This is a genomic window from Halomonas sp., from assembly GCF_031581305.1.
Taxonomy (GTDB): domain Bacteria; phylum Pseudomonadota; class Gammaproteobacteria; order Pseudomonadales; family Halomonadaceae; genus Halomonas.
Genome location: NZ_JAVLBC010000087.1, coordinates 1 through 13262, shown reverse-complemented (window position 1 = coordinate 13262; position 13262 = coordinate 1). Strand labels below are relative to the sequence as shown.

The 13262-nt window shown below is 65.9% G+C and carries 13 protein-coding genes; 2 read left to right on the top strand and 11 right to left on the bottom strand.

Annotated features, from left to right (window positions below; genetic code table 11):
• A partial coding sequence (locus RI841_RS08980) for a response regulator (protein WP_310705255.1) occupies window positions 1–1089 on the top strand: 1089 nt, incomplete at its 5' end.
• On the opposite strand, the gene acpS is transcribed toward RI841_RS08980, so the two are convergent.
• From acpS to rpoE, 11 genes are all read right to left on the bottom strand, one after another.
• Window positions 1029–1406: a holo-ACP synthase gene (acpS, locus tag RI841_RS08975; protein WP_310705254.1), complete on the bottom strand. Its 378-nt coding sequence runs from the start codon at window positions 1404–1406 to the stop codon at window positions 1029–1031. The two genes, RI841_RS08980 and acpS, sit on opposite strands and share 61 nt — an antisense overlap.
• Window positions 1403–2203 carry a pyridoxine 5'-phosphate synthase gene (gene pdxJ / locus RI841_RS08970; RefSeq protein ID WP_310705253.1) on the bottom strand — a complete coding sequence of 267 codons (801 nt, stop codon included), beginning with the start codon at window positions 2201–2203 and terminating at the stop codon, window positions 1403–1405. Before pdxJ ends, acpS begins: the two co-directional genes overlap by 4 nt.
• A 118-nt stretch (window positions 2204–2321) precedes the next feature.
• Entirely contained in the window at window positions 2322–3038 is a 717-nt protein-coding gene (gene recO, locus RI841_RS08965) for a DNA repair protein RecO (protein ID WP_310705252.1), read from the bottom strand.
• A 146-nt stretch (window positions 3039–3184) separates the two neighbouring features.
• Complete coding sequence (gene era / locus RI841_RS08960) at window positions 3185–4084, bottom strand: GTPase Era (RefSeq protein ID WP_310705251.1); 900 nt, start codon at window positions 4082–4084, stop codon at window positions 3185–3187.
• A complete protein-coding gene (gene rnc / locus RI841_RS08955) occupies window positions 4081–4788 on the bottom strand; it encodes a ribonuclease III (protein ID WP_310705250.1) in 708 nt (235 codons plus the stop codon). Before rnc ends, era begins: the two co-directional genes overlap by 4 nt.
• A gap of 96 nt (window positions 4789–4884) precedes the next feature.
• Window positions 4885–5688, bottom strand: a complete 804-nt coding sequence (lepB, locus tag RI841_RS08950; RefSeq protein ID WP_310705249.1) for a signal peptidase I — start codon at window positions 5686–5688, stop codon at window positions 4885–4887.
• A 14-nt stretch (window positions 5689–5702) separates the two neighbouring features.
• Window positions 5703–7520 (bottom strand): translation elongation factor 4, encoded by a 1818-nt coding sequence (gene lepA / locus RI841_RS08945; RefSeq protein ID WP_310705248.1) that lies wholly within the window; start codon window positions 7518–7520, stop codon window positions 5703–5705.
• A 181-nt stretch (window positions 7521–7701) separates the two neighbouring features.
• Window positions 7702–9123: a DegQ family serine endoprotease gene (locus tag RI841_RS08940; protein WP_310705247.1), complete on the bottom strand. Its 1422-nt coding sequence runs from the start codon at window positions 9121–9123 to the stop codon at window positions 7702–7704.
• Window positions 9124–9193: 70 nt separating this feature from the next.
• Window positions 9194–10192 carry a MucB/RseB C-terminal domain-containing protein gene (locus tag RI841_RS08935; protein WP_310705246.1) on the bottom strand — a complete coding sequence of 333 codons (999 nt, stop codon included), beginning with the start codon at window positions 10190–10192 and terminating at the stop codon, window positions 9194–9196.
• Window positions 10192–10890, bottom strand: a complete 699-nt coding sequence (locus RI841_RS08930) for a sigma-E factor negative regulatory protein (protein WP_310705245.1) — start codon at window positions 10888–10890, stop codon at window positions 10192–10194. Before RI841_RS08930 ends, RI841_RS08935 begins: the two co-directional genes overlap by 1 nt.
• A gap of 169 nt (window positions 10891–11059) precedes the next feature.
• Complete coding sequence (gene rpoE, locus RI841_RS08925; protein ID WP_310705244.1) at window positions 11060–11665, bottom strand: RNA polymerase sigma factor RpoE; 606 nt, start codon at window positions 11663–11665, stop codon at window positions 11060–11062.
• Window positions 11666–11972: 307 nt separating this feature from the next.
• Here rpoE and RI841_RS08920 point away from each other — a divergent pair, with 307 nt between their 5' ends.
• Window positions 11973–13052 (top strand): 3-deoxy-7-phosphoheptulonate synthase, encoded by a 1080-nt coding sequence (locus RI841_RS08920; RefSeq protein ID WP_310705243.1) that lies wholly within the window; start codon window positions 11973–11975, stop codon window positions 13050–13052.
• Window positions 13053–13262 lie beyond the last annotated feature (210 nt).

Sequence of the window (13262 nt, the reverse complement as noted above, 5' to 3'; positions counted from 1 at the left end):
GTCGTGGCAGGGCTGGGCAGCGAGGACCTGGACGAGAGACACCTGGCGGGATGGCGGTGCCGGCTGGACCGGCTGGGCTGCCCCGCCCTGCTGCTGGTCAACGCCAGCCCCCCCGTCCTCCCTGCCCTGCCCTTGCCGCATGGCGGCGAGGTCCTCGGCAAGCCGGTCTCCCGCTCGGCCCTGGCCAATGCAGTATCCCGCCAGCTGGCGGGGAGGCCTCGAGCGCTGCCGGCGCCCGCGCGACGCGGGCAGGCAGCGCCGCCGGCACGACTGCTGGTCGTCGATGACACCGAATCCAACCGACTGCTGCTGGGCGAACTGCTGGCCGGGTTCGGCCTTTCGGTGACCCAGGCGGCAAGCGGGGAGGAAGCCCTGTCGCTGGCGCATGACCGGGACTTCGACCTGGTGCTGATGGACATCCGTATGGCCGGCATGGACGGGGTGGCGACGACCCGGGGGCTGAGACGGCTCGGCGGTGCCTGGCGGCGGGTGCCGATCATCGCCGTCACTGCCCATGTACAGGGCGAGCAGCACCGAGTGCTGCGCGAGAGCGGACTCGACGATGTGCTGATAAAGCCGCTGCAGCCTCAGCGCCTCGCTCAGCTGCTGGAGGAACACCTGGGCATCGTGCAGCCGCAGCGGTCTGTGTCGAGCGAACCATCAGCGCAGGGTGACCCACCAGGGGCGGGGGAGGAGGACCAGGAGCTAGCGGTGGTCGACCTGGAGCTGGGTACTAGCCTGGCCGGTGGACGCGAAGCCCTCGCCAGGGAAATGCTGGAGACACTGGCCGACTCCCTTGAGGACAGCGAACGGGCCATCCGCGATGCCGTCGAGCGCGGCGATGAAGTGGCCCTGCTCGACGCCCTGCATGCCCTCAATGGCGCCTGTCGCTATTGCGGTACGCCACGCCTGGGGCTGCTGGCGGAGACGCTGGAGACCCGACTGCGGTCGCGGGGCGTGTCCGCCGTGGTGCCGCTTCTGCCCGACCTCTATGCCGCCATGGGTGAGTTGCGTGCCTGGCAGGCGGATCAGCTCTCGAGCACCACGAAGGCCATGGCCAGCGCCTCCTCATCGGAAAGCGACAGGTGAACCGCCCGGACGCCGGCCGCCTCGGCCAGCTCAAGGGCCTTGCCGGAGAGCACCAGTGACGGGCGCCCCAGGGTATCGTTGACCACCTGGATCTCGGTCCAGCGCATGCCCCGTCGCAGGCCGGTGCCCAATGCCTTGACGAAGGCCTCCTTGGCGGCGAACCGCTTGGCCAGGAACGCTGCGGGCAGCAGATGACCACGGAACCGTTCATGCTCCCGCTCACCGAGCAGGCGCAGCGCGAAGCGATCACCGTGGCGCCCCATGGCCCGCTCGAAACGAGCCACACGGGCGACATCGGTGCCGATCCCGATGATCATCGGCAGCAGCCCGCCTCTGCATCATGATCGTGGTCGTGCTCCTCGAGCGAGGCCACGAAGCCCGCCTCCTGACCGGCGATGACCAGCCGTTTCATTTCGGCCACGGCCTCCTTGAGGCCGACGAAGAGCGCCCGGGCAATGATCGCATGACCGATGTTGAGCTCATGGATGCCCGGCAGCGCAGCGATGGCCTCGACGTTGTGATAGGTCAGGCCGTGCCCGGCATTCACGGTGAGGCCCAATTCGAGGGCCATCTCGGCAGCGGCGGCCAGACGGGCATGCTCGCGACGGGCGGCCTCGCCCGTGACCTCGGCATAGGCACCAGTATGCAGCTCGACCACCGTCGCGCCGGCCCTGGCCGACGCCTCGATCTGGACAGGCTCGGGGTCGATGAACAGCGACACCTCACAGCCAGCCTCCTCAAGGCGCCGGCAGGCCGCGGCAATGGCCTCGCCACCCCCCGCCACATCGAGCCCGCCCTCGGTGGTCAGCTCCTCGCGCTTCTCAGGCACCAGGCAGACATGGGCGGGGCGCAGTGCCTCTGCCAGGCAGAGCATCTCTTCGGTGACCGCCATCTCCAGATTCATGCGGGTATTGAGCACCTCGGCCAGGAGGCGCACGTCGCGCTCCTGGATATGGCGACGGTCCTCGCGCAAATGCACGGTGATACCGTCGGCACCCGCCTCCTCGGCGAGCAGGGCCGCCTGGACCGGATCGGGGTAGCGGGTGCCACGGGCCTGGCGCAGGGTGGCGATATGGTCGATGTTGACGCCGAGCAGGATGCGCGGGGGGTGCATGGGGGTCTCCGGGGCCAAGGGGTCAAGGGGTCAAGGGGTCAAGGGGTCAAGGGGTCAAGGGGTCAAGGGGTCAAGGATAAGCGCCAAGCGGCCAAGCGGCCAAGGCAAGGCCAGGCCCTCACGGCTGCTGCCTGACTTTCTCGTGGTTTCGGCGGCGCTGCGCCAGCTGGCGCATCAACTCGCGGGAACGCAACGGGCGGCTACCGAGCAGCGGGGCCAACGCCGCCCGGGTGATCGCCTTGGCGGGTCCGGCCAGCCCGGGCTCGGCCCAGTCACCGCGGGCCAGCAAGCGCAGGGTGCGCCCGTCGATGCCGCCCTCGCCTGCCACGAAGGCCCGTGAGGCCGGATCGAGGACATAGCGACACTGAGGGTCGAGCTCGCCCCCCTCGGGGTCGGTAAAGCGCGGCCAGGCATCCAGCGCCTCGAGCGCCGCCACCTCGAGCCGACGCAGTGCCCCGGCGCGTCCCTCGGGCTTTGGCAGCATCTCGAGCATGGCGGTGTAGAAGGCAAAGACGTCGGAGACCGGCAGCTCCACCGGCAACACCCGCGTCAGCAATTCGTTGGCATAGAGGCCACAGAGCAATCCCTCGCCGGCGAGCAGAGCCGCACTGCCGTGCCCCTCCATCAAGCGCAGGCGCTTGAGCTCGCCCTCGCCGACCCAGGTGACATGCAGTGGAGCGAAGGGCTGAAGCCGACCACGCGATCGCGACCCAGGACGCTGAACGCCCTGAGCCACGGCCCTGACGCGCCCGTGATGCAGCGTCAGCAGCTCCACCAGGGCGCTGGTCTCGCGGTACGGCCGCTTATGTAACAGGAATGCCGGTTCGGGGGTCATGCGGGGAGCCTTCGGCCAGGAGCAAGGAGCAAGGAGCAAGGAGCAAGGAGCAAGGAGCAAGGAGCAAGGAGCAAGGCAGTATCCATCTTCCTTCACTGCGGGTCACGAGGGGTTATCCTTGAAGCTTGCCCCTCGCTCCTTGTGCCTTAATCAAGGTCGTAACCCAGGCTCTTCAGCGCCCGCTCGTCGTCGGACCAGCCACGCTTGACCTTGACCCAGAGGTTGAGCATCACCTTGGCTCCCAGGACCCGCTCCATGTCGAGGCGCGCTTCCCGGCCGATGTTCTTGATGCGCTCGCCGTTTTCGCCGATCAGGATCTTCTTCTGGCCGGCCCGCTCGACGAGGATCAACGCGCTGACGTGCACGACTCGCCCCTCGTCGCGGAACTCCTCGATCTCCACGGTCATCTGGTAGGGCAGCTCGTCCCCGAGCTGGCGCATCACCTTCTCGCGCACCATCTCGGCGGCCAGGAAACGCTGGCTCTTGTCGGTGATCTGGTCCTCGGGGAAGTAATGCACGCTCTCCGGCAGGTGCTTGGCGACCTCGGCCTCCAGCTCGGGGACATTGGTGCCGTGCTTGGCGGAGATCGGCACGATGGCGGCGAAGTCGCGGCGAGCGCCGACCTGCTCCAGCCAGGGCAGCAGGCTGGCCTTGTCCTGCAGACGATCGACCTTGTTGACGGCCAGGATCACCGGCGCCTCGACGTGCCCCAGGCGCTGGAGCACCACCTGGTCCTCGTCGCTCCAGCGGGTCCGGTCGATGATGAAGACCACGCAATCCACGTCGCGCAGGGCCTGGACGGCGGCCTGGTTCATGAAGCGGTTGATCGCCTTGTTGCGATCCTTGGCCATGATGTGGATACCGGGGGTATCGACGTAGATAAACTGGGCCTCCCCTTCGGTCTTGATGCCCATCACTTGGTGGCGGGTGGTCTGGGGACGCCGCGACGTGATCGAGACCTTCTGGCCGAGGATCCGGTTCATCAGCGTCGACTTGCCAACATTGGGACGGCCGACGATGGCCACGAAACCGCAGGTAGTGGTCATGAGCGGCCCCCCGCGCTGCTGTTGGACTTGGCCGGTTCGAGGCGGGTCAGCGCCTGGGCAGCGGCTTGCTGCTCGGCATGGCGTCGGCTCGAGCCGACGCCGAGGGTGTGCTCCTCGAGCACCTCGATATGACACTCGACGGTGAAGGTCTGGGCATGGGCCTCACCCTCCACCGAGGTCACCTCGTAGCGCGGCAGGGGCATCTGGCGTGACTGCAGGAATTCCTGCAGGCGGGTCTTGGGATCCTTCTGGGTATCGTCAAGGCTGATGGCTTCCAGGCGCTCGGCGTACCAGGAGAGCACCCGGGTCCGGGCCACCTCCATGCCGGCATCCAGGTAGATCGCGCCGAGCACCGCCTCGACGGCATCGGCGAGAATCGACTCGCGACGATGACCACCGCTCTTCATCTCGCCGGACCCCAACCGCAGGCATTCACCGAAGGCCATCTCGCGAGCCAGCTCGGCCAGCGTCTGGCCCTTGACCAGGCGCGCGCGCAGCCGAGACAGCTGCCCTTCCCGGGCCTGGGGAAAGCGCTGGAAGAGCGCCTCGGCGATGATGAAGTTGACGATGGAATCACCGAGAAACTCGAGGCGTTCGTTGTTCTGGCCGCCGTAGCTGCGATGGGTCATGGCCAGCTCGAGCAGACCGGGATCGGCGAATGTATGGCCGATGCGGCGGCTGAAGGCGTTGAGGGAGTTGCTCACGGAGCTCCTGAATATTCGATAGCAGACGTGGGGGTTGTGTCAGGGGACCCGGCGGCTCGTGCACGCCACCGGGTCCGAAGGACGGCAGGTGCCACCCTAGTGAATTCGGCGCACACTGCTGAAGCTCGGCAGCCCGCCGTCCCAGTGCATCCAGACGGCAAAGGCGCGGCCGGCGATGTTGGTCTCCGGCACGAAGCCCCAGTAACGGCTGTCATTGGAGTGGTCACGGTTGTCGCCCATGGTGAAGTAGTGCCCCTGCGGCACCACCAACTCGCGTACCTGAGGGCCAGAGTCGCGAGGATTATTGTAGATGCGGTGCTCCACCTCGCCCAACTGCTCGGCCAGCAGCAGCTCGGTGGGGGCCTTGATGGGGCCGGCCTCGAGCAGCCGCTTGGGTACCGCTTCGCCATTGACGAACAGCTGCTTGTCCTCGTAACGAATCCGGTCGCCCGGCAGGCCCACCACCCGCTTGATGAAGTTCACGGACGGCTCATCGGGAAAGCGAAACACCATGACGTCGCCCCGCTCGGGCTCACCTACCTCCAGGATACGGGTGTTGACCACTGGCAAGCGCAGGCCATAGGCGAACTTGTTGACCAGGATAAAGTCACCGACTTCCAGTGTCGGACGCATCGAGCCGGAGGGGATCTGGAAGGGCTCGACCACGAAGCTGCGCAATACCAGCACCACCAGCAGCACCGGGAAGAAGGAGCGAGCGTAGTCTACCGGCCAGGGCTCCGTGAGCGCCTTTTCGCGGGCCCGTTCACCGAGCCCTTCGGTGGTGCCGACCTCGGCAGTGGCCAACCGCCGCCGACGGGCAGGCCGCCACCAGAGCAGATCGAGCAGCCAGATCACCCCTGTGACGGCCACCGCCGCCACCAGCATCAGAGAGAAGTCCATGCAGTTATTCGTCCCTAGTCGTTGACCCTGAGCACGGCAAGGAAGGCGTCCTGGGGAATCTCCACTCGACCGACCTGCTTCATGCGTTTCTTGCCCGCCTTCTGCTTCTCGAGCAGCTTCTTCTTGCGGCTGACGTCGCCACCATAGCACTTGGCGGTGACGTTCTTGCGCAACGCCTTGACGGTGGAGCGCGCCACCACCTGGCCGCCGATGGCGGCCTGGATCGCCACGTCAAACATCTGCCGCGGGATCAACTCCTTCATCTTCTCGACCAGCAGGCGTCCGCGGCTCTGGGCATGATCGCGATGGATGATCACCGCCAGGGCGTCGACCTTGTCGCCGTTGATCAACACGTCCAGGCGCACCAGCTTGGCCGCCTCGAAGCGCTCGAAGTTGTACTCCAGCGAGGCATAGCCCTTGGAGATCGACTTCAGGCGATCGAAGAAGTCCATCACCACCTCGCTCATCGGCAGCTCGTAGGTGAGCTGGATCTGGCTGCCGAGAAATTGCATGTCGAGCTGGGTGCCGCGGCGCTGCTCACATTCGGTGATGACGTTGCCGACGAAGTCCTGGGGCACCAGGATGCTGGCACGCACGATGGGCTCACGCATCTCCTCCACATCGGCCATGTCGGGCAGTTTGGAGGGGTTGGCGACGTAGATGATTTCGTCGTTCTTGAGCAGCAGTTCGTAGACCACGGTGGGCGCCGTGGTCAGCAGGTCCAGGTCATACTCGCGCTCGAGGCGCTCCTGGACGATCTCCATGTGCAGGGTGCCGAGGAAGCCGACCCGGAAGCCGAAGCCCAGGGCGTCGGAGTTCTCCGGCTCGTAATCCAGCGAGGCATCGTTGAGCGCCAGCTTCTCCAGGGCGTCGCGAAAGTCCTCGTAATCGTCGGCACTGACCGGGAACATCCCGGCGTAGACCTGCGGCTTGACCTTCTGGAAGCCGGGCAGGCGGGGGACGTCTGGCGTCTTGGTATGGGTGATGGTATCCCCCACTGGGGCGCCCTGAATCTCCTTGATCCCTGCCACGATGAACCCTACCTCGCCGGCGCGCAGCATGCCGGTCTCACGGCGCTGCGGGGTGAAGATCCCCACCTCGTTGACCTGCCAGTCACGCCCGGTGGACGTGATACGGATCTTCTCGCCCTTCTTCAGGGTGCCGTCGAAGAGCCGTACCAGCGAGACCACGCCCAGATAGTTGTCGAACCACGAATCGATGATCAGCGCCTGGAGGGGAGCCTTGGGGTCCCCCTTGGGAGGCGGGATGTCGCGCACCAGGCGTTCGAGCAGCGCATCGATGCCCAGTCCGCTCTTGGCCGAGACCTGGCAGGCGTCGGTGGCGTCCAGGCCGATGATCTCCTCGATCTCGTGAGAGACCTTGTCCGGATCGGCCTGGGGCAGGTCCATCTTGTTGAGCACCGGCAATACTTCAAGGCCCTGCTCGATGGCGGTATAGCAGTTGGCTACCGACTGGGCCTCGACACCCTGGCCGGCATCGACCACCAGCAGCGCCCCCTCGCAGGCATAGAGCGAACGCGATACCTCGTAGGAGAAGTCCACGTGTCCCGGCGTATCGATGAAGTTCAGCTGGTAGATGTTGCCGTCCTGGGCGTGGTAATCCAGCGTCACCGACTGCGCCTTGATGGTGATGCCACGCTCGCGCTCGAGGTCCATGGAGTCGAGCACCTGCTCCTTGAGCTCACGCTCGGTCAGCCCACCGCAGGTCTGGATCAGACGATCGGCCAGGGTCGACTTGCCATGGTCGATGTGGGCGATGATCGAGAAGTTGCGAATGTGCTTGAGGGGGTCGGAGGTTGCGTCTTGGGACATCGAGTCGATTCTGCCTTGTGGGTGTCGGGCCACGGCCGACACGATGGATCGCGTTGCGGTCGGCTGGCGGGCTCTGATCAGATTGGGCCACATTGTAGCGGGATGCGCCGGCCAGATACAGCGACCCGACGGCGGGTACCGTCGGGTCGCATGATCGCTGCCGCTGGAAGGAGCGGCGAAATCAGCCGCGGGAAAGGCGCAACGCCACGAAGAGCGAACGACCATCGCGGTAGAGGCGCACCGGAATCGCCCGATCATCGGGCAGCTCGGCCACCAGTTCGGCAAGCTGGTTGGGGCCCTTTACAGCACGATGGTCGATGCTGACCAGGATGTCGCCGGCCCGGATGCCCGCCTTGGCGGCTGCACCCTGCGGATCCACCTCGCGCACCCGGACGCCACCCTCGATGCCGAGTTCACGCTGCTCGGCATCTTCCAGCGGAGCCAAAGCGATACCCAGCCGCGCCGGCGCCTGATCAGCGCCCTGGCCCTTCGCCGCGCGGTCCTGGCTGTCCGGCCAGTCACCCAAGGTGATGGTCTTTTCGCGACGCTCGCCATCACGCAGCAGGGTCATCTCCACTTCGCTGCCCGGGCTGACCCGACCGACCAGCCGCGGCAGAGTGCTCGAATTCTCTACCGCCTCGCCGTTGACCTCGAGAATGATATCGCCGGCCTGGAGTCCACCGCGCGCGGCCGGCCCCTCCGGATCAAGATCGGCGATCAGCGCCCCCTCGGCGTTGTCCATGCCGAAGGATTCGGCCAGGTCGCGGGACACCGGCTGGATCATTACGCCCAGCCAGCCTCGGCTGACGCGACCGTCGTCACGCAGCTGGTCGGCCACGTCCAGGGCGACGTTGATGGGGATCGCAAAGGAGAGTCCCATGAAGCCGCCGCTGCGGGTGAAGATCTGCGAGTTGATACCGACCACCTCGCCGTCCAGGTTGAACAGCGGACCGCCAGAGTTGCCCGGATTGATGGCCACATCGGTCTGGATGAAGGGGACATAGGCATCCCGGGGCAGAGTGCGATCGATGGCACTGACGATACCGGCCGTCACCGAATGGTCGAAGCCGAAGGGAGAACCGATAGCGGCGACCCATTCGCCGACCCGAAGATCGTCGGAATCCCCCACAGCAAGGGTCGGCAGGCCGTCAGCGTCGACCTTGAGCAGGGCGACATCCGTCTTGGCATCGGCACCGAGCAGCTCGGCCTCGAGTTCACGACGGTCGTTGAGCCGCACCAGGATCTCTTCGGCGCCTTGCACCACATGCGCATTGGTCATGATGTAACCGGCCTCATCGATGATGAAGCCCGACCCCAGCGACTGGCGCTCCTCGCTGCGCCCCGGGCCTCCGCCGGGCGGCACCGGGAAACGGTCACCGAAGAAGTGACGAAAGATCTCAGGAATCTCCTGACCGCCGAAGTCCTGGAAGGGCGACGTCCGGCGCTCCACCATCCGCGAGGTGGAGATGTTCACGACGCCGGGCGCGGCCCGGTCGACCAGTTCGGTGAAGTCCGGCAAGTTGCGGGCCATGGCGGTCTGCCACGCCAGCAGGGCCGTGGCAAGCAGCGCCCAGAGGGAAAGGTGTCGAGTCATGCGCTTCATGAGTGGCTCCTGCGTCGACAAGGAATGTGAGAAGAAAACGCGTTTTTCATACCGGCTATATGTTCCAGAGTCAGGGCATGTCGCCTTCACCGCCGCCCTGCCACTCCAGCGAGTCGGCCACGCGCAGCAGGACACCGGGCGGCAGCTCCCCCATCACGACCACCTGGCGGGTCCGGCCGCCGAGTTCGCGATGGCGAACGGCTGCGTAGGAGATGCCGAGGCGATGCATGCCCGGAATCAGCTGGTCCGGTCCCGCCAGGGGTTCCACGAACAGGCTGAGGGTGGCGAGTCCGTCACTATAGACCCGATGGCCAATATCATCGTCATGGCGGGAGCTGCGGGTCTTTACCGGCTGAGGGATGAAGCCCGTGGGCAGCCAGGCGGGATGCCAAGGGTCCTCAGGGCGGGCACGGCGTCGGTCGAGGTCGACCTCTCCCTGATACAGCTGGGGCTGACGCAGATCGGTGATCTGGAAGGTTTCCACCACGCGCCCCTGCTCGTCCAGCAGGATCTGTTTGAGCGGCAGCCCCGTGGCAGTGTCGAGCCAGAAGCGATGGCCATACCGCAGACCATCCAGGGGTTCGATGTCGAGGCGAATGGTGGCGCGATTGGCCAGTCGCTCTTCACCGCTCAGCTGCAGGCGGTAGAGGCCATCGAGGTGTTCGGCAATGCCCGCTGGCGAAGCCGGTACCGGGGCGTTTCTCTCGGCCCAGCTGAAGCGACCGATACGCCCGCGCCGTTCGAAGACCACCGGGGGGCCGTCCAGAAATCGGGCCATCTCGCGCTCAACGCCCTCGACGACATCGTGGGAAAGCGCCAGGGAACGGACCCCGTCGCTGCCGATGCGTACCGCCCGTGCCTTGAACTCGTAACAATGACTGGCCCAAAGGCTGCGCTCCAGCCAGCCCAGAGCCGTCCCGGGGGTGTCGCGTGTTGCCAGCGAGCGGCAATTGAACCGCTCGGCCTGGGCCGGGTCGGTACCGGGCTGCGCCATGGCGCCGGACGAGAGAGTCAACAGGGCCACGACCAGGGTCCCGCCGATCCCGCGGGCCAAACGACCCAGATACATCAGTGCTGCCCCAGGGACTCGCTGCCAGACGCCCGTAGCAGCGGCATCCAGGTGTCGCCGCTGCGATAGGCGGCGCCCTCGGCATGGCGGTCCAGGTAGGACTGCAGCAATTGCGCCTGTTGGTGGTCATCACGGGCGGAATGCCGCGGAGAGAGGAACAGCGGCGCATCGAAGCCCGCGCCTACCGTCATCGCGCCCCGAGAATCACCGGTAGGCGCCTGGAAAAGCGGCAGAGCCGGCCGACTGTCGGAGCCCGTTGCCGCCAGCTCGGCCGCGCCGAGTGCGGCAGGACTAGCCTGCCACTCGCCCGCCGGCTGAGGTTGCGAGGCCACCTCGGCGGGGACCTGCCCCGCATCGAAACCGCCGTTGTAGAACTGCACGCCGCTGATGACCATCAGCGACACCGCGGCCGCGATGCCGGCGCCGCGTGCCAGTGACAGGGGACGCCCGGAAGACTCGCCGGCATCTACATGGGGCAGCGGCTCATCCTGCAGGCGCGCCATGATCCCGGCCGAGAGGTCGGTGGCGACATCCACCTCCGGTTCCCGTCGCATCAGGCTGCGCATCAGGTGGTAGCGGCGCCAGGTCTCGGCTGAATCCGGGGAGTCGTCCAGCGACTTAAGCACTCGACGCAGCTCCAGTTCATCCCCTTCGTTGTCCATCAGGGCAGAAAGCGATTCCCGTGCGTTCTGACTCATTCTTCACACCCTCGCACTCGACAAGGCGACCCGGTCCGGGTCCTTTGACAGCCTGGTAATTCCGACATAGGCGCGTTTCGCCCTGGCCATGTCGGCATGTTGGTGCCCGCTTGTTCGCGGGCCGGTCACCGCATATGACGTCGCAGTAGCCGGACAGTTCAGCAAATCGTCAAAAAGGTTGCAGATCCTGGTTGCGGGAGGTGGTGACGAGCGGACGGATGTGCTGGTCCACTGCCTCCCGGGCTCGGAAGATCCGCGAGCGGACAGTCCCGACAGGGCACTGCATGATGGCGGCAATGTCTTCGTAGGAGAGGCCGTCGAGTTCACGCAGCGTGATCGCGGTCCGCAGGTCGTCCGGCAGGCCTTCGATCGCCTCGAAGATGGCTGCCTCCAGCTGATCGCGGGCCATGGTAGCTTCGGGGCTCTCGGTATCGGCCAGTCGCCCGCTGTGATCGACGATCTCGGCATCGGCGATGTCCAGGTCACTCCCCGGCGGACGACGCCCCTTCGAGACCAGGTAGTTCTTCGCGGTATTGATGGCGATGCGGTATAACCAAGTGTAGAAGGCACTCTCGGCGCGAAACTTGCCCAGTGCCCGATAGGCCTTGATGAAGGCCTCCTGGGCCACGTCCTGCACCTCAGCGTGGTCGTGCACGTAGCGGCCGATCAGGCCGATGATCTTGTGCTGGTACTTCTTTACCAGCAGATCGAAGGCTCGGGTATCCCCCTTCTGGGCGCGCTCGACGAGCTGCTGATCGGTTTCCCGGGTGCCCATTCAGGCCCTCCCCGAACAAGGCGGCGCGAGTGGCGACCCGGCGGCGGGGCGCGAACGGTCTGGCATTGCTAGCATAGTGTCAACCTGGGCCTTGGAGCCGCTGATATAGTCAGGGTCATGAATCACGAGAGGTACAAGTGTTCCTGTTTCTTGAACGTCCATCAAGCCGATTGGCTTGCCCGGGTGCCGGCGCCAAGACCGACTTCGGCCCGGCGGGTTCTCGCGGCGATTGAATTTGCCGGCCCCGCGCGCGATAGTAGAAGCCACTGGACATCGCCATCCGCGCAGACACGACACAGGAAGCACAATGTCAGAGCAGCAGGTCAACAACCTCAACGTTCTCGCCCAGGACGTCCTGATCACACCCGAGGCCCTGAAGCAGGAAATCCCTCTCACCGAGGCTGCCGAGCGTACGGTGATCGAGGGCCGCGAGACGATCCAGGCCATCCTCGACGGCCGTGACCCCCGCCTGCTGATGGTGGTGGGCCCCTGCTCCATCCATGACGTGGATGCCGCCCTGGACTACGCTCGCCGCCTGCGCCGGCTGGCTGACGAGGTCAAGGACAGCCTCTACATCGTGATGCGCGTCTACTTCGAGAAGCCCCGCACCACCGTGGGCTGGAAGGGGCTGATCAACGACCCCCACCTCAATGGCTCCTTCGAGATCGAGGAGGGCCTGCACATCGCCCGAAAGCTGCTGGTAGAGCTCGCCGAGATGGGCCTGCCGCTGGCCACGGAGGCGCTGGACCCCATCTCGCCGCAGTACCTGCAGGACTGCATCAGCTGGTCGGCCATCGGCGCGCGGACCACCGAGTCCCAGACCCACCGCGAGATGTCCTCCGGCCTCTCCTGTCCCGTCGGTTTCAAGAACGGCACCGATGGCAGCCTCGATGTCGCGGTCAATGCCCTGCAGTCGGTCTCCCACCCCCACAATTTCCTGGGCATCGACCAGGCCGGTCAGGTGGCGATCATTCGCACACGCGGTAATGCCTACGGCCATGTGGTGCTGCGCGGCGGCAACGGCAAGCCCAACTACGACAGCGTCAGCGTAGCGCTGGCCGAGCAGGAACTGAGGAAGGCCGGGATCAGGCCCAATATCATGATCGACTGCTCCCATGCCAACTCCAACAAGGATGCGGCCCTGCAGCCGCTGGTGCTGGAGAACGTCACCCACCAGATCCTCGACGGTAACCGCTCGATCATCGGCCTGATGGTCGAATCCAACATCGGCTGGGGCAACCAGAAGATGACCGATGATCCCGGTGAGCTCGCCTATGGTGTCTCGATTACCGACGCCTGCATCGACTGGGACACCACCGTCGACGCCTTCAAGCACATGAACGAGAAGCTGGCCCCGGTGCTGGCCAAGCGTCGCCAGGCCGCCTGACGCACCCGCCGGTCTCGCGTCACCCCCCGGCACCTTCCAGGGCCCGCCTCCAGGCGGGCCTTTTCAAGGTGTGCACTGCCATCCGTATGGCGTCCCGCCGGGGACATGCCTCCGCCCTCTCCTGCGCGGCGCCTGTCGCCCTAGAGGTCACGTACCCCGTCAATCTCGCGGACGAAGGGCGGAAGGGCATCGAGCAGTGCCCGGCCATAG

Excerpts from the sequence above, each read along its gene's own strand:
- era (WP_310705251.1), bottom strand. The coding sequence starts at position 4,084 with ATGACCACTACCTGCGGTTTCGTGGCCATCGTCGGCCGTCCCAATGTT.
- acpS (WP_310705254.1), bottom strand. The coding sequence starts at position 1,406 with ATGATCATCGGGATCGGCACCGATGTCGCCCGTGTGGCTCGTTTCGAG.
- rpoE (WP_310705244.1), bottom strand. The coding sequence starts at position 11,665 with ATGGGCACCCGGGAAACCGATCAGCAGCTCGTCGAGCGCGCCCAGAAG.
- recO (WP_310705252.1), bottom strand. The coding sequence starts at position 3,038 with ATGACCCCCGAACCGGCATTCCTGTTACATAAGCGGCCGTACCGCGAG.
- pdxJ (WP_310705253.1), bottom strand. The coding sequence starts at position 2,203 with ATGCACCCCCCGCGCATCCTGCTCGGCGTCAACATCGACCATATCGCC.
- RI841_RS08920 (WP_310705243.1), top strand. The coding sequence starts at position 11,973 with ATGTCAGAGCAGCAGGTCAACAACCTCAACGTTCTCGCCCAGGACGTC.
- lepB (WP_310705249.1), bottom strand. The coding sequence starts at position 5,688 with ATGGACTTCTCTCTGATGCTGGTGGCGGCGGTGGCCGTCACAGGGGTG.
- RI841_RS08940 (WP_310705247.1), bottom strand. The coding sequence starts at position 9,123 with ATGAAGCGCATGACTCGACACCTTTCCCTCTGGGCGCTGCTTGCCACG.
- RI841_RS08935 (WP_310705246.1), bottom strand. The coding sequence starts at position 10,192 with ATGTATCTGGGTCGTTTGGCCCGCGGGATCGGCGGGACCCTGGTCGTG.
- RI841_RS08930 (WP_310705245.1), bottom strand. The coding sequence starts at position 10,890 with ATGAGTCAGAACGCACGGGAATCGCTTTCTGCCCTGATGGACAACGAA.
- lepA (WP_310705248.1), bottom strand. The coding sequence starts at position 7,520 with ATGTCCCAAGACGCAACCTCCGACCCCCTCAAGCACATTCGCAACTTC.